Raw genomic sequence first — 15,241 nt, 5'->3', positions numbered from 1 at the left:
TTAGTTGTTTTGGGTTTAATTATTTAGGGTGATGAATCCGCCATCGATAGGATAGTCGGTACCGGTGATGAAACCGGCCTCATCTGAGCATAAATATAGCGCTAAGGCGGCAACTTCCTCTGATTTTCCCATGCGGCCAATAGGCTGACTTTTGGAAAGTTTTTCAAAGATCTCGGCCTCTTGCCCCGCGTAGTTTTTGGCAATAAAGCCATCAACAAAGGGCGTATGTATACGTGCCGGAGAGATACAGTTACAGCGGATGTTATCGCGCAGGAAATCGCGCGCTACGGAAAGCGTCATGGCGTGGATAGCCCCCTTGCTCATGGAGTAGGCAAACCTGTCGGTTATACCCACACTGGCCGCAATTGAAGCTGTATTTAATATTACACCGCCACCATTGGCTTTTAGCAGTGGAATAACGGCGTAAAGGCAATTGTAAGCGCCTTTAACATTCACGTTAAATACCCTTTCAAAATCTTCGGTACTGGTAGTATCGGCGCGACCGATGTGGGCAATGCCTGCATTGTTTATCAGAATGTCAATGCTGCCAATTTTATTAAAAGTATCAACTACCTGCTGCTGACTGCTCACGTCGCAGGCATAGCCGGTAGCTTTGCCTCCGTTGGTTTCAATTTCGTTTACGGTATCGGCCGCTGCTTTATCATTCAGTTCGATGATGTGCACTATGGCCCCTTGCTGTGCAAAAAGGATAGACATAGCCTTACCTATGCCGCTGCCGCCGCCTGTAATAACTACCGATTTGTTTGTTAATTTGAACATATTGAAGAATGTTTTTGTAATTATAACTTGTTATCCTGAACGTAGTGACGGATCTAATGGCGACTATGCAGGTAAAATACAAAGTGGCGAATAGATGCTTCACTACGTTCAGCATGACAATGTTTTTGTTATTTATATTATAACGACACGCCCCTTTTCCAGGGAATAAAATCATCCTGGCCCAGCTTTACAGATTTTGGTTCGGCTTCGCCGTTTGCTACCTGTATCACATAGTTAAGGATGCGCTCGCCTGCTTGTTGTATGGTTTCTGCGCCTTCAATGATGGTGCCGCAGTTTATGTCTATAATATCTGGCATGCGCTCGTACATCACCGTATTGGTTGATAGTTTAACTACCGGAGTAACCGGGTTGCCCGTAGGGGTGCCTAAACCTGTGGTAAACAATACAATGTTGGCGCCGGCTGCTACTTCTGCAGTGGTGCTTTCTACATCGCTGCCGGGGGTGCAAAGCAAGTTTAAGCCTGGTTTTGTTACTTTCTCCGGATAATCCAACACTGCGGTTACGGGCGATGTGCCGCCTTTTTTAGCTGCTCCGGCAGATTTAATGGCATCAGTTATCAAACCGTCGCGGATGTTTCCCGGCGAAGGATTGGCATAAAAGCCAGAACCATCAGCCTCGGCGCGCGCGTTGTAGGTGGTCATGAGTTGCATAAAGCGATTGGCAGTTTCCACATCGGTACAGCGATCACTTAGTTCCTGTTCTACGCCGCAAAGTTCCGGAAATTCGGCAAGGATCACCGAGCCTCCCATAGTCACCAGCATGTCTGACACATAACCCAATGCCGGGTTTGCCGAGATCCCCGAAAATCCATCCGAGCCGCCGCATTCCAGGCCTATACACAGTTTTGATAATGGTGCCGGCTGGCGCTGGTTTTGGTTGGCCTGTACCAAACCTGCAAAGGTTTGTTTTAAGGCTTGCTGTAAAAGCTCGCTTTCTGTTCCTACCTTTTGCTGTTCCAATACCACCATTGGTTTATTGAAAGCAGGATCGCGCTTGGCAATTTCGGCCTGTAATATACTTACCTGCGCGTGCTGGCATCCTAAGCTTAAAACGGTTGCACCGGCCACGTTAGGATGGGTGATGTACCCTGCAATCAATCCGCATAACGCGTCAGAATCATCCTTGGTACCGCCGCAGCCCATGCTGTGGTTCAGGAATTTTATACCGTCGATATTTTTAAATAATCTTTTAGAATTAGGCTTGTCTGTACTGGCCTGGATATCGGCATTCAGAATTTCCTCAACAGATTTACCGGCTTGGTAAAGTTCCATCAATTGTTCTACATCGCCCTCGTAACTTTTAGCTTTCTTATAGCCCAGTTTATCAACCAAGGCCTCTTTTAACACCTGGATATTACGGTTTTCGCAAAACACAAGCGGTACTACTATCCAATAATTGGCTGTCCCTACCGAACCATCGGTACGGTGATAGCCGTTGAAAGTTTTACCTTCAAAATGCGAAATATCGGGCTGATGCCATTGTAATTTGCGCTCGCCCAAATGAAAACCCTCTGCGGCATGATGAACATTTTCTGTAGATAGCAAACCACCCTGCGGTATCGTGCTGGTTGTTTTGCCTACCAGCACACCGTACATATAAATTTCCTGTCCGGTTTTTAATTCGTTTATAGCAAATTTATGCTTGGCAGCAATGTTATTGGCCAGGGCGAAGGTAGTACCCTCGAAGCTGATCATTGTACCTTGCTCCAGGTTTTGCAGGGCTACCAACACATTATCATGCGGATGGATTCTTAAAAATATTTCTTTTTGTGGCATCGTATGTTAGTTATACTTAGTTATTGAGTGTTAATTCAATTACCGGTATTTCATAATCGGGTTTTTTCTCGGGAAGGGTTACTTCAATATCATCGCCCGATGTTTTATAAAGCAACTCCGAATGATCGTTTAAAAACTGAGCGTATTTGATTTTTCCGTTATAGCCGGGTAATAGCAGCTTTCCCTTGGGATAGGTAAATAGTTGCACATATAAACGACCCGTAGCTTTATTGTAAGTAAGCTTTGTGCCCTCGGGTACTTTATAGCTTTCGGGCGCATAGGTGCAATTATATATCGAGTTGCTGTTGGCGTGCATCCAGTGGGCAAGGCTATCCAGCGCGTTATTTGCACGGTAATCAAACTCGCCGCGGGCGGTAGGGCCAACGTTTAGTATCAGGTTGCCGCCATTGCTTGTAGAAGTAATTAAAAGATCGAGCAACTGGCGGTGGGTTTTCCAGGTGTTCTCGTCGCGGTAATATCCCCACGAGCCAGAAAAGGTTTGGCAGGTTTCCCAGGTTTTACCACGATATTTCAATAGCTCGGCAGTGCTTACCTGTTCTGGTGTTTCAAAATCTGCACCATCTTTATATTCTTCCAGGTTTAAGCGGTTATCTACAATAATGCCTGGCTGTAGTTTCCTGATCAGTTTAAGTAATTCAACAGATCCCCAATCGTCCTTACCTTTACCGTGACCATTTTTATTGGGGAATGAAAAATCAAGCCAAAGGATATCTATTTTGCCATAATTGGTTAACAGTTCGGTGATCTGGTTGCGCATGTACTGGCGATATTTAGCCATGTCGCGGCCTTTGTTAAGCTTTGCGTATGATGCATCGCTTTGATCAGCAGGTGATTGTGGATGAATTTCATCAATAGTATAATCGGGGTGATGCCAATCAAGCAGGGAATAGTAAAAACCCACTTTTAAGCCCTGCGCCCTGAAAGCGTTTACGTACTCACGTACCAGATCGCGTTTGGCTTTGGTATTCGGCGCTTTATAATCGGTATATTTTGAATCGAAAAGGCAAAAACCTTCGTGGTGCTTTGTGGTAAGCACCGCGTATTTCATACCGGCCGCCTTAGCTTCTGCCGCCCATTTTTGGGGCTGAAAAAGATCGGGGTTAAACTGGTCGAAGTATTTTTGGTACCCGGCGTTATCAATTTTTTCGTTATGCTTTACCCACTCATGCCTTGCCGCGCCTGAGTATAATCCCCAGTGAATGAACATGCCGAAACGGTCGTTTTTCCACCATTCCATGCGTTTATCTTTTTGCGCGTCGGTTTCGTTCCCGATCATTTTTTGTGCCGATACCGAGGATACGGTTACCAACACTACAAGGGTTAACAGGTGTAGTTTTTTAAGCATTTTTATAGGGTTAATTATAATTAGCAGGTTATTTACAAAGCAAATATTTTATCCATGAGTACCCATTTTTCGCCTTTAAGGGCGCCTTTAACGGGTTGCTGGTATTTCCACATCAGCGTTTCCCATTCCTGTACTTTGGCGTTGGCGGTATCGGCGGCGGCTTTGGCTTCGAAACTAAAGCTGTCATTAGTTTCCATTATCATAAACAAACGCACATCAAACCTATAGATCTCCATGTTGGTGATGCCCGAACCCACTATGCTCTGCCGGATCTCTGGCCATATTGCTTCGTGGTATTTTTCATACTCGGCAATTAAACCCGCGTCATCAACCAAATCAAGTGTTAAACAGTATCTGTTAGCCATAGGTAGATTTTAAATAGCATTATAATGGTAATACAAAGAAATAAAGTTTGAAGGTAAATAGTTATTTAAAAATCATCAAAACGTTCAGCTTTTTTGGCATTAATAAAAAAGCAAGGTTTTGTATTGGATTTCGTGGGGTTGAAATTGGATTTTTTACCGGGAGGATTTGGTATAGTGTTAATAACCACACTAATTATCATGTTATTGTAACAAACATAGGATGTTTAACGTCAATAAATAGTTGGCACATATTTAGCTATACATTTGTAACGATAGCCGCTAAATTATAAACCGGACAAGAATTTTCCCCTTTATCAACGTGCCATCACAATTATTTTATTTTTAAATGTTATGCAAACTATTTTATTTGAAATTACCGCCCTGCTTGCTGTAATTGTTTTGCCGCTGCTTTTACTGCGTAAAAAGATCAGGACACAACCAAAACGCGCTCCTAAGTACAAGATTGATACCGATACCGAATACGCAAGGTATGCGATAAATGAGAATGGATTTTTGGAAGAGATTAACGAAAGCAAACTGTATAAAAACAAACACTAATACAGTAAGCGCCAGCAACTGTATACTACAATATACAGTTGCTGACGCCATTTTAAAACAAATTACAATCCAAGTTCATCGGCACTCGGGCCGTAACTCCCCGGAATGGGAATATCAAGCAAGCGTAAAAATACCCCCAATTGCGCGCGGTGATGTACCGTTTGTGAATAAGCCACTCTTATAATTTCGCCTTTGGTACTCTCAAGAAGTACTTGATCGCCATTGCGCAATACCCACTTTTTATCAAAATCTTCTTCATTGGCTTGCGCTAAATTCGATCTGCCGTTTTCGTACGATTCCTCAAAAAACTTTAATAGATCTGCCGTATTATTTATAGTTGAGGGTTCATAAGGGTGCTCGCCAAAATCAAGTCCGTCTGTGTGAATAGCCATAGTTACCCAGTTTGGTAATTCCGCAATATGGGTTGCCAGTTTTTGCACAGTCATACTTTTTTTGTGCGGTTGCCAGTCGTATTTATCATTGGGCACGATGCTAAGCATTTTACGGGTTGTTTGAGCTTCCTGCTCCATTTCTTTTAATAACATTGGGATGGTTGACATAGCTTTTGTTTTTAGTTGTTGAATTATTTTATAATTCAAAGGAACAAACGGGCAGTGACAGCCCTATGTCAGCAGGGTTTGCTTTTGAAAAATATATTTTATTTAGAGGCGAGCCAACCAAAAACGGGATTGAATTTAATCTGTGACCAGTAAACAATGATTAATAAATTATCATTAAAATTTAATAATTTAAAAATATCGAAGTAAGTCGATTTTTTTTCGGGCAATAATATTACCTTGGATGAGTGTTTTATCCCTAATGCACTTTGGTTATTTAATAATGGTTGGAGATTTACAAACGGTTGCAAATTTTTTTGAGCTTGACCTGGAAACAGACCATGAGTTGCAGGAAGTGATTGAAACCATGGCCGAAGTTTGTAAAACCCCTATAGCTTTTATCACTTTATTAAATGAACACACCCAATACCTTAAACTAAGAAAAGGCAGTATTGAAACCACTAAACCCCGTGAAATAACCTTTTGTACGCATACACTTCAGCAAGACGATATAATGATTGTGCCCGATGCGTTGAAGGATAAACGTTTTATAAACAACCCCATGGTTAGGGGCGAACAAGGTGTGCGTTTCTATGCCGGTGTGCCACTTATTACCAGCGGCGGACAAAAATTGGGCACCATTTGCGTACTGGATACCAAGCCTCATAAATTGAGTAAACAACAGCAATTGGTGCTTAAAATTTTGGCCAGGCAGGTAATGAAGATCATGGAACTGAAGATAGGGCTAAAAATATTGAAACGAAACCAGAAGGAGGTTGAACTACAACGTGAGTTTATTGATGAGGCGGGAATAAGGCTCAGGTCGTTTTTTGAAAGCTCTACTAATTTCCAGGTATTGCTGGGTAAAAACGGTGAGGTTATAGATTTTAATAAAACCGCGTTTAACTTTATAAAGGCCGCCCATAGTACCGATATGAAAAGGGGCGACTTGCTGCAGAAATACATTGCACCCTCATTTGCCGATAAATTTGCCGACGGATATTATATGGCCATGAAAGGCGAACCAATACGTGAAGAAGGTTCAACCGACTATGGCAAACTGGGTATTATATGGTGGGAAGCTACCTTTGAACCAGCACGTGATAAATATAATGAGATCATCGGCATTTCCTATATTATTCGTAACGTTACCGAGCGTAAGTTGAGGGAACAGTATATAATTGATCAAAATCAATCATTGGCAAGCATTGCCCATATACAGGCGCATGAATTTCGCGGGCCGCTTACTACTATCATGGGCCTCATGAACCTCATACGGGAAGAAGATTATACCACCCAGCCAATGTATTTTAAATTTATGGAACAGGCCATAAACAAGCTTGATGATACTATTAAAAAGATAATTAGTAAAATAGATATTAATGATGTTGAAGTTTTAAATACTACATCCATTAACCCACCAGTTGCTTAAACAGTTTTACCAGCGTTGTTTCGGCATCAATGCATAAGCCCGGGTGCACTTTTGATGATTGTACCACCGTACTGCGGGTAGCTGTAAGCCACCGAAACCGCGACGCGAGATCTAATTGTGCAATAGGGCCGGCTTGTTTATCGCCATGGCAAATTTTCTCAAATGAGCTGATGTTTTGTTTCAGGCAGTCGATATCCAGCTCGGGCGATAGTGCACCTATGCGTGCTTCATTCAGCAGGAACATCACCTTTAAAAACTTTTGTTTGGGGCAGTAAATGATAACACCCACGTTTATAAACTCCTCGCGCTCCACCCTGGGTACAACGCGTACAACGGCGTACTCAAACAAGTGATCGTGCATTTTGCGCCTCCGTTACAAATACAGCAGATGATGCTATGCGGGTTACTAAAAATTGGGTATAAACGTTCCGGCGTTCATCGGGCGTGCCATTGCCCGATTCATCAGTGAGCCAGTCGTCAGGAATTAAGTTTACTATCGCTTTTATACGCTCCGGTGTTAATATCGCCTTAAACTCGGTGTCAACTTCATCAAGCATGGTTGCGCGGTGTAGGAGCACGTGGTCCTTCACCTGCATGAAGGGGCGTTTGGCTTGTTCTTCCCAGTTATGCCAGGAGTGGTGGAAGTATAATGCCGCGCCATGATCTATAAGCCATAGTTCTTTATGCCACATAAGCATATTGGTATTTCGCGGTGTACGGTCGACATTGGTTAGCAAACAATCCAGCCATACAATTTGAGAGGCCAGCTTAGCATCAAGTGCCGTAACAGCCGGATCAAAAGTAATAGCGCCCGAAAGGTAATGTAATGCCAGGTTTAAGCCCACACTAAATTTAAGCAGGTCCTGTATTTCCTCATCAGCCTCCGAGCGGCCAAATGCTGCATCGAGGTTGGCAAACACCAACTCCGGAACCTTTAAGCCAAGTAAACGGGCAATTTCCCCGCCAATAAGCTCGGCAATAAGGGCCTTTACGCCCTGCCCGGCACCGCGAAATTTTAGCACATATAAAAACTCATCATCCCCCTCGGCAATGGCAGGTAAAGAACCGCCCTCGCGCAAGGGCGTTACATACCTGATCACATTAATGGTTCTGAGTTGCGGTTCAGTATAATTCATGATAAGCAAATATTGTAATTAAATATGGAAAAGCTTTGATAATATGGCCGCAGCCCGACCTTTCAAAGTAGAGAAAGTAAAAGATATACAGCTCAAAATCCTCCCCTTTAAGGGTATTTAGGTGGGGCTACCCATGACAGTACATGACAGTTCCATATTATTAATACCTAAATTAGCACTACCAATATAAACCAATAAAGCGTATGCAAATAATTTTTGGAGTTTTCTTCCATTTTATCGGAGGCTTTGCCTCGGGGAGTTTTTACATCCCCTACAAAAAAGTTAAAGGGTGGGCCTGGGAAAGTTACTGGATAGTAGGGGGGATTTTTTCATGGTTTATTGTACCGCCGGTGGCCGCGTACTTAACCATTCCGGGTTTTGCCGATATTATAAGCCATACCAGTGGTTCGGTTTTATTTTGGACATACGTTATGGGCCTGTTATGGGGAATAGGCGGATTAACTTATGGCCTCGGGGTGCGATACCTCGGTGTATCATTAGGCAGTACTATTATATTAGGATTATGCTCGGTTTTTGGAGCGTTGATCCCATCAGTATATTATGATTTTGTTCCCAAAGAGGGGAAAGACACGTTCAGTATGCTGTTGCATACCCCCTGGGGGCAAATGGTACTATTAGGCGTACTGCTTTGCGTTGCAGGTATAGTTATTTGCGGTAAAGCGGGTATGATGAAGGAAAAAGAACTCTCTGCCGATAAAACCATAGCCCAGGAAAATAAAGACTATCGCTTTGGGCTGGGGATTTTAGTAGCTGTTGTATCGGGTGTATTAAGTGCCTGTTTCAATTTCGGTATCGAAGCCGGTAAATCAATGGCCGATACGGCTAACCAGATCTGGCAGGCCGCGCATCCGGGCCAGGGTAATTTCCTGTTCTCGAATAATGTAACCTACATCATTATACTGTGGGGTGGACTAACCACCAACTTTATATGGTGTATGATATTAAATGCCCGCAATAAAACCTTTGGTAATTATACTGATAAAAAAACACCGTTGCTCAAAAACTACCTGTTTGCAGCGTTGGCCGGTACAACTTGGTTTTTACAGTTCTTTTTTTACGGTATGGGCGAAAGCAAAATGGGCAACGGCGCCAGCTCGTGGATCTTACACATGGCCTTCATTATCCTGATAGCTAATATGTGGGGCCTGGTGTTAAAGGAATGGAAAGGTGTAAGTAAAAAAGCATTTGCCACAGTTATAGCGGGTATTGCGGTAATTATACTGTCGGTACTGGTGGTAGGCTACGGTAATTCAATAAAATAATTATTGAATTAATGAATTATTGATTTGGGCTTTTAATCTATAAAACTCAGTAATTCATAAATACCTATTCAATAAAAACATAATTCAGTAAATCAAAAATTAAAACAATTCAATAACTCAATAATTCAGTAATTCAATAATTAAAATATGTCACAATTTAAGCATGTAAGCTACCTGTGGGACGATGCAAAAGCTGCCGAGCTTGCCGGCGACGAAGTAGCATTGTTAATATACCGTTCAAACCTGTTGGGTGCCGATCTTCGGCTTACCAATTACGGCGGGGGAAATACCTCTTGCAAAGTAATTTCAAAAGACCCGCTTACAGGCAGCGAGGTTGAAGTAATGTGGATCAAAGGCTCTGGCGGCGACATCGGCACACTTAAAAAAAGCGGCCTTGCTGCACTTTATGTTGATCGTTTACGCAGCCTTAAAAACGTTTACCGCGGTGTGCAGTATGAGGACGAAATGGTTGAGCTTTTTAATCATTGCATTTATGACCTGGCATCAAAAGCACCGTCAATTGATACTCCGCTTCACGGGTTTTTACCTTTCAAACATATCGACCACTTGCACCCCGATGCGGCTATTGCTATCGCGGCAGCAAAAGATGGCAAAAAAATAACCCAGGAACTGTTTAACGGAACCATTGGCTGGGTTGAATGGAAGAAACCCGGCTTTGAGTTAGGCTTGCAACTAAAACAATGTTTGGATGAAAACCCAGGCATCCGTGGTATCATGTTAGGTTCGCACGGGTTATTTACCTGGGGCGATACCGCTTACGAAAGCTACATAAACACCTTAGAGGTAATTGAAAAATGTGCCGAATACCTGGAAGCAAACTATGGCAAGAAGGGCTCTGTTTTCGGCGGACAAAAAATTGATAGCCTGGACGAAGCCGGTCGTAAAAAACAGGCTGCCGCTATTGCACCTATATTGCGTGGTTTTTGCTCAAGCGAGCGCCACATGATAGGTCATTTTACTGATGATGCGCGTGTACTCGAGTTCATCAACTCTAACGATCTTGACCGCCTGGCACCATTGGGTACCAGTTGCCCGGATCACTTTTTAAGGACGAAAATAAGTCCGCTGGTGCTTGATCTAAAACCCGGTGAAGATCTGAGCGATGTAAAAGCCCTGCAGGAACGTTTAGCGCCCGCTTTTGAGGCTTATCGCCAAATGTATACCGACTATTACAACACTTGCAAGCATGACAACAGCCCGGCAATACGTGATACCAACCCGGTAATAATTTTGTACCCGGGTGTAGGTCTGTTCTCTTTTTCAAAAGATAAACAAACAGCCCGCGTTGCTGCCGAGTTTTACACCAACGCCATCAATGTAATGAAGGGTGCCGAGGCAATATCTGAATATACCTCATTACCACGCCAGGAAGCATTTGATATTGAGTATTGGTTACTTGAAGAAGCAAAACTGCAGCGTATGCCAAAACCAAAAGCATTATCTGGTAAAATAGCACTTATAACCGGCAGTGCCGGCGGTATAGGCAAAGCCATCGCCAAAAAATTTGTTGACGAAGGTGCCGTAGTGATCCTTAACGACATGAATACCGAGCGCTTAGATGCCGCCGGCGAAGAGTTTAAAAAACAATACGGTAAAGACTCATATACCACTGCAGTACTTGATGTTACCAACGAACAGCAAATAAATGCAGCATTAGAAACCGCCGCTTTAGCGTTCGGGGGGATAGATATTGTGGTGAACAATGCAGGCCTATCCATCTCTAAATCCATTGGCGACCATACCGAAAAGGATTGGGATTTGTTATATGATGTATTGGTGAAAGGCCAGTTCTTTGTTACCCAGGCTGCCGTAGCAACCATGAAAAAACAAGCGATTGGTGGCGATATCATTAACATTGTAAGCAAAAATGCCCTGGTTAGTGGTCCAAACAACGCGGGTTATGGCTCGGCTAAAGCTGCTCAGTTACACTTGAGCCGCTTGAATGCAGCCGAACTTGGTGCCGATAGTATCCGTGTAAACGTAGTTAACCCGGACGCGGTTATCAGCGATAGTAACATTTGGGCCGGCGGATGGGCCGAAGGCCGTGCCAAAGCTTATGGCGTTACTGTAGCCGAACTGCCTGCTTATTACGCAAAACGTACCTTACTAAACCAGATCATTTTACCTGCCGATATTGCCGATGCCTGCTTTGCCTTCACCGGCGGCCTGCTCAACAAATCAACCGGCAACGTGTTGAATGTTGATGGGGGAGTGGCAATGGCGTTTGTGAGGTAGGGGTTGGGACTTTGGGACCCTTGGACATTAGACTTTTGGACATTAGGACTTTTGGACAAAGGAATAAAGATAAAGGACAGGAAATAAAATATGTCATTGCGAGCGCAGCGTGGCAATCTCACAGGATAGGAAGCACACTTTGCTGCCAACTTGTATGACGAGTTTGCTTCGTACCTCGCAATGACATGGTTTTGTTTACTTATTGAATAGAAAATTATAAACCGAAAATAATGCAATTAGAGAAGAGCATAATTGAAGAAACCAATCATCAGCAGCAAGCAGCGCACCAGCGTAAGTTTGATTTTGTTGCTGAGGACATCAACGGATTAGATACTATCCTGAAAAAATTAGAAGATTTTAACATTGCTATACCAAGCTGGGCATTAGGCACAGGTGGCACACGTTTCGGCAGGTTTTCTGGCGGAGGTGAGCCACGCAGTTTAGAAGAGAAAATAGAAGATGTAGGCTTAATTCATGCTTTAAACAGGAGCAGTAATTCTATATCACTGCATATTCCATGGGATATCCCTTCAAATGCAGCGGCTGTTAAAGCTCATGCTGCTCAACTGGGCTTGCATTTTGATGCCGTTAATTCAAATACTTTCCAGGATCAGGCATCGCAGGAACTGAGCTATAAATTCGGTTCGCTTCACCATGTTGATAAGGCGGTGCGCAAACAGGCCGTTGCCCATAATATCGAAGTTATAAAATACGGCGTAGAGCTGGATTCAAAAGCTTTGTCGGTTTGGTTATCAGATGGATCAAACTTTCCTGGTCAGCTAAACATGCGCGGCGCATTTGAGCGTACGCTGGAAAGTCTGCAGGAAATTTACGAGGCCCTGCCTGCCGATTGGAAAGTTTGGGTTGAATACAAACCATACGAGCCAAACTTTTACTCAACCACCATAGGCGATTGGGGACAATCATACCTTTTATCATCAAAATTAGGTAACAAAGCACAAACGCTGGTTGATCTTGGTCACCATTTGCAGGGTGCTAATATTGAGCAGATAGTATCATTATTACTAATGGAAGGTAAATTGGCCGGTTTCCACTTTAATGATTCAAAATATGGCGATGACGATTTAACAGTCGGCAGTATCAACCCATACCAATTGTTCCTGATATTTAATGAACTGGTTGAAGGTATGGATGCCCGCGGCATGAACCATGCTACCGCCATCGGCTGGATGATAGATGCATCACACAACGTAAAAGACCCTATTGAAGACCTGATCCAATCTGTAGAAGCTATTAAAATTGCCTACGCGCAGGCTTTATTGGTTGATACACCTGCGTTGGTGCAGGCACAGCAAAATAACGATGTGGTGCAGGCACAGGAAATTTTACAGCATGCCTACCGTACAGATGTGAGGCCGTTACTGGCCGAGGCACGTTTGAGGGCAGGAGGGGCGCTTGACCCGCTGGCATTGTACAGGAAGCAGGCGGTACGTAATCAACTTATAGCAGAACGTGGGGCTAAGGCCGTTTCAACAGGATTATAATATGGCGCCAATACCTGTTATAGCTGTTTTTGATGTGGGTAAAACCAATAAGAAGCTGTTCCTTTTTGATGAGAACTACAAAATAGTTTTTGAAAGGACGGCCCGCTTTACCGAAACCCACGATGAAGATGGCGACCCCTGCGAAAATCTGGATAGCCTGCGCTTATCGGTATTTGATTCGCTGCGCGAGATTTTTAAACATAAAGAATTTGAATTAAAAGCCGTTAACTTTTCAACCTACGGCGCAAGCTTTGTTTATGTTGATGAGGAGGGCGTGCCCTTAACCCCGCTATACAATTATCTCAAACCCTATCCCGAAGATTTAGGCAAGCAGTTTTATGAGGCTTATGGCGATGAAGCCACATTTGCCCGCGAAACGGCATCGCCGGTTTTGGGTAACTTAAATTCGGGCTTGCAGATTTATCGCCTTAAATACCAGCAGCCCGAAGTTTTCAAGAAGCTAAAATACGCGCTGCATTTGCCTCAGTATATGAGCTACCTGCTCACCGGGCAAATGGTAAGTGACCTAACCAGCATAGGCTGCCATACCGCCTTGTGGGATTTTGGAAAAAACACGTATCATAACTGGCTGCAAAAGGAAAATATCCTGCCTAAAATGGCGCCCCTGAAACCGGCCGATGAGGTATCACCTCCGGTGTTTCCGGGTGGTGAGTATAAGGTGGGTATTGGGTTACATGATAGTTCGGCTGCGCTGATCCCTTACCTGGTGAGCTTTAATATGCCTTTTGTGCTTATTTCTACAGGTACGTGGTCTATCAGTTTAAATCCGTTTAACCAAACACCGCTTACTGCCGATGAATTGAAGAACGATTGCCTTAATTATCTGCAATATAAAGGTAGTACGGTTAAAGCATCGCGCCTTTTTACCGGGTACGAATATGAGCAGCAGATAAAACGCATCGCCACGCATTTTCAACAAGACGTTATCAGGTACCGGACTATAAATTATGATGCGGGAATAGTTGCCGTGTTAAACCAGCAATCGTCCCTTAAAAGCAGCAAGCAGGAGGGAGAGCTACAGCGATCGGTTTTTGAGCAGCGTGATCTGAATGATTTTAGTGATGATGTAGAAGCATACCACCAACTAATGATTGATATTGTGCAGCAGCAAACCATATCAACCAATTACGTACTTGCAGGCTGCAAAGTACAACGGATTTTTGTTGATGGGGGTTTTAGTAAAAACAGTGTGTTTATGCACCTGCTGGCGCTTGCATTCCCTCAGCTGGAAGTTTACGCCGCATCAATGGCGCAGGCTACTGCGGTGGGCACAGCGCTTGCCATACACCAATCGTGGAACGCCAAAGCGCTCCCGCATGACCTCATCGAACTTAAATATTATTCGGGTGTGCATAACGAGGTGGCTTAGATTTAAATAATTAAAGTAAATAAAAAAAGGTGCTCCGGTATTCGGAGCACCTTTTTTGGGTAATATTTCAGTCTGTTTTATTGTGTTTTCAATAATGCCGTGCCGTTACGTATACTTAACAACAGCGGCATTTTAATTGTCAAAACACAGCAACAGCATAGAAACAATTAAGCTTGTTTAGCAAACTGTACGTTAATTAACAGTTTTATGTCTTCGCCTACTACAATTGAGCCGGCTTCGGTAACGCCATCCCAGGTTAAGCCAAAATCTTTACGGTTAATTTTGCCGCTGATCTCGAAACCTGCTTTGGTATTGCCATAAAAATCAGCTGCCGAACCGCCAAATTCAACGTCAAGACTTACCGGTTTAGTTACATCTTTAATAGTTAAATCGCCTTTTAAAGCAAATTCATCATCACCTGTTTTGGTAAACGAGGTAGATTTAAAGCTGATTTTTGGATAGGTAGCTGCGTCAAAAAACTCTGCCGATTTTAAGTGCTCATCGCGTTGGCTTTGGTTGGTGTCAATGCTGTCGATATCAAGTGTGAAATCAATTTCTGCATTTTCAAAATCGTCGCCATCTGTTAATAATTCACCAGCAAAGCTTTTGAAAAAGCCGCTAACGGTTGAAATAACAAGGTGTTTTACTTTAAATTGTACTTCTGAGTGCATTGGGTCGATAACCCATTTTGTTGCTGTTTCTGTTGCCATGATTTTGTTTATTTTTATTTGTTGATACAAATATAAGAACAAATTAGATGTTTAAACATCTAATTTTAATTAATTACATTTGGTAGACATTGAAGGTATGAGTTTAA

Annotated in this window: 14 protein-coding genes; 6 read left to right on the top strand and 8 right to left on the bottom strand. The window is 43.2% G+C overall.

Going from position 1 to position 15,241, the window contains the following annotated elements:
- Nucleotides 1–15: 15 nt before the first annotated feature.
- From BLS59_RS24175 to BLS59_RS24160, 4 genes are all read right to left on the bottom strand, one after another.
- On the bottom strand, nucleotides 16–780 hold the full coding sequence (locus BLS59_RS24175) for an SDR family NAD(P)-dependent oxidoreductase (RefSeq protein WP_091153615.1): 765 nt from the start codon (nucleotides 778–780) through the stop codon (nucleotides 16–18).
- A 137-nt stretch (nucleotides 781–917) separates the two neighbouring features.
- Entirely contained in the window at nucleotides 918–2,576 is a 1,659-nt protein-coding gene (locus BLS59_RS24170) for a UxaA family hydrolase (RefSeq protein ID WP_091153611.1), read from the bottom strand.
- 16 nt (nucleotides 2,577–2,592) lie between these two features.
- Complete coding sequence (locus tag BLS59_RS24165; RefSeq protein ID WP_091153603.1) at nucleotides 2,593–3,942, bottom strand: alpha-L-fucosidase; 1,350 nt, start codon at nucleotides 3,940–3,942, stop codon at nucleotides 2,593–2,595.
- Nucleotides 3,943–3,974: 32 nt separating this feature from the next.
- The gene (locus BLS59_RS24160) at nucleotides 3,975–4,307 is read right to left on the bottom strand and encodes an L-rhamnose mutarotase (protein WP_091153599.1); all 333 of its coding nucleotides are present in this window, start codon (nucleotides 4,305–4,307) and stop codon (nucleotides 3,975–3,977) included.
- Nucleotides 4,308–4,658: 351 nt separating this feature from the next.
- Between BLS59_RS24160 and BLS59_RS24155 the strand changes: the two genes are divergently transcribed.
- A complete protein-coding gene (locus BLS59_RS24155) occupies nucleotides 4,659–4,865 on the top strand; it encodes a hypothetical protein (protein WP_091153596.1) in 207 nt (68 codons plus the stop codon).
- Nucleotides 4,866–4,927: 62 nt separating this feature from the next.
- Here the strand turns inward: BLS59_RS24155 and BLS59_RS24150 are convergent, their stop codons facing one another.
- A complete protein-coding gene (locus BLS59_RS24150) occupies nucleotides 4,928–5,425 on the bottom strand; it encodes a DinB family protein (protein ID WP_091153592.1) in 498 nt (165 codons plus the stop codon).
- 280 nt (nucleotides 5,426–5,705) lie between these two features.
- Here BLS59_RS24150 and BLS59_RS24145 point away from each other — a divergent pair, with 280 nt between their 5' ends.
- Nucleotides 5,706–6,854 (top strand): GAF domain-containing protein, encoded by a 1,149-nt coding sequence (locus BLS59_RS24145; protein WP_162842766.1) that lies wholly within the window; start codon nucleotides 5,706–5,708, stop codon nucleotides 6,852–6,854.
- Here BLS59_RS24145 and BLS59_RS24140 read toward each other — a convergent pair.
- Together BLS59_RS24140 and BLS59_RS24135 are read right to left on the bottom strand one after the other, a co-directional pair.
- A complete protein-coding gene (locus BLS59_RS24140) occupies nucleotides 6,835–7,215 on the bottom strand; it encodes a DUF3037 domain-containing protein (protein ID WP_091153585.1) in 381 nt (126 codons plus the stop codon). The two genes, BLS59_RS24145 and BLS59_RS24140, sit on opposite strands and share 20 nt — an antisense overlap.
- Nucleotides 7,196–7,990, bottom strand: a complete 795-nt coding sequence (locus BLS59_RS24135) for a HipA family kinase (protein ID WP_091153582.1) — start codon at nucleotides 7,988–7,990, stop codon at nucleotides 7,196–7,198. Before BLS59_RS24135 ends, BLS59_RS24140 begins: the two co-directional genes overlap by 20 nt.
- 203 nt (nucleotides 7,991–8,193) lie before the next feature.
- On the opposite strand from BLS59_RS24135, the gene rhaT reads away from it, so the two are divergent.
- From rhaT to BLS59_RS24115, 4 genes are all read left to right on the top strand, one after another.
- Entirely contained in the window at nucleotides 8,194–9,273 is a 1,080-nt protein-coding gene (gene rhaT, locus BLS59_RS24130) for an L-rhamnose/proton symporter RhaT (RefSeq protein WP_091153579.1), read from the top strand.
- A gap of 147 nt (nucleotides 9,274–9,420) precedes the next feature.
- Nucleotides 9,421–11,529 (top strand): bifunctional aldolase/short-chain dehydrogenase, encoded by a 2,109-nt coding sequence (locus tag BLS59_RS24125; RefSeq protein ID WP_091153575.1) that lies wholly within the window; start codon nucleotides 9,421–9,423, stop codon nucleotides 11,527–11,529.
- Nucleotides 11,530–11,759: 230 nt separating this feature from the next.
- The gene (locus BLS59_RS24120; RefSeq protein WP_091153571.1) at nucleotides 11,760–13,034 is read left to right on the top strand and encodes a sugar isomerase; all 1,275 of its coding nucleotides are present in this window, start codon (nucleotides 11,760–11,762) and stop codon (nucleotides 13,032–13,034) included.
- 1 nt (nucleotide 13,035) lies between these two features.
- Nucleotides 13,036–14,424 carry an FGGY-family carbohydrate kinase gene (locus BLS59_RS24115; RefSeq protein ID WP_091153567.1) on the top strand — a complete coding sequence of 463 codons (1,389 nt, stop codon included), beginning with the start codon at nucleotides 13,036–13,038 and terminating at the stop codon, nucleotides 14,422–14,424.
- Between the two features lie 167 nt (nucleotides 14,425–14,591).
- Here the strand turns inward: BLS59_RS24115 and BLS59_RS24110 are convergent, their stop codons facing one another.
- Nucleotides 14,592–15,134, bottom strand: coding sequence for a YceI family protein (locus BLS59_RS24110; RefSeq protein WP_091153563.1), 543 nt, complete (start codon nucleotides 15,132–15,134; stop codon nucleotides 14,592–14,594).
- Nucleotides 15,135–15,241 lie beyond the last annotated feature (107 nt).

This window comes from Mucilaginibacter pineti, from assembly GCF_900101875.1.
Taxonomy (GTDB): domain Bacteria; phylum Bacteroidota; class Bacteroidia; order Sphingobacteriales; family Sphingobacteriaceae; genus Mucilaginibacter; species Mucilaginibacter pineti.
The sequence above is the reverse complement of the archived record's forward strand: the minus strand, read 5'-3'. Positions and strand labels throughout refer to the sequence as shown.

Coding starts and splice junctions, on each gene's coding strand:
- BLS59_RS24175 (WP_091153615.1), bottom strand. CDS start 780: ATGTTCAAATTAACAAACAAATCGGTAGTTATTACAGGCGGCGGCAGC.
- BLS59_RS24170 (WP_091153611.1), bottom strand. CDS start 2,576: ATGCCACAAAAAGAAATATTTTTAAGAATCCATCCGCATGATAATGTG.
- BLS59_RS24165 (WP_091153603.1), bottom strand. CDS start 3,942: ATGCTTAAAAAACTACACCTGTTAACCCTTGTAGTGTTGGTAACCGTA.
- BLS59_RS24160 (WP_091153599.1), bottom strand. CDS start 4,307: ATGGCTAACAGATACTGTTTAACACTTGATTTGGTTGATGACGCGGGT.
- BLS59_RS24155 (WP_091153596.1), top strand. CDS start 4,659: ATGCAAACTATTTTATTTGAAATTACCGCCCTGCTTGCTGTAATTGTT.
- BLS59_RS24150 (WP_091153592.1), bottom strand. CDS start 5,425: ATGTCAACCATCCCAATGTTATTAAAAGAAATGGAGCAGGAAGCTCAA.
- BLS59_RS24145 (WP_162842766.1), top strand. CDS start 5,706: ATGGTTGGAGATTTACAAACGGTTGCAAATTTTTTTGAGCTTGACCTG.
- BLS59_RS24140 (WP_091153585.1), bottom strand. CDS start 7,215: ATGCACGATCACTTGTTTGAGTACGCCGTTGTACGCGTTGTACCCAGG.
- BLS59_RS24135 (WP_091153582.1), bottom strand. CDS start 7,990: ATGAATTATACTGAACCGCAACTCAGAACCATTAATGTGATCAGGTAT.
- rhaT (WP_091153579.1), top strand. CDS start 8,194: ATGCAAATAATTTTTGGAGTTTTCTTCCATTTTATCGGAGGCTTTGCC.
- BLS59_RS24125 (WP_091153575.1), top strand. CDS start 9,421: ATGTCACAATTTAAGCATGTAAGCTACCTGTGGGACGATGCAAAAGCT.
- BLS59_RS24120 (WP_091153571.1), top strand. CDS start 11,760: ATGCAATTAGAGAAGAGCATAATTGAAGAAACCAATCATCAGCAGCAA.
- BLS59_RS24115 (WP_091153567.1), top strand. CDS start 13,036: ATGGCGCCAATACCTGTTATAGCTGTTTTTGATGTGGGTAAAACCAAT.
- BLS59_RS24110 (WP_091153563.1), bottom strand. CDS start 15,134: ATGGCAACAGAAACAGCAACAAAATGGGTTATCGACCCAATGCACTCA.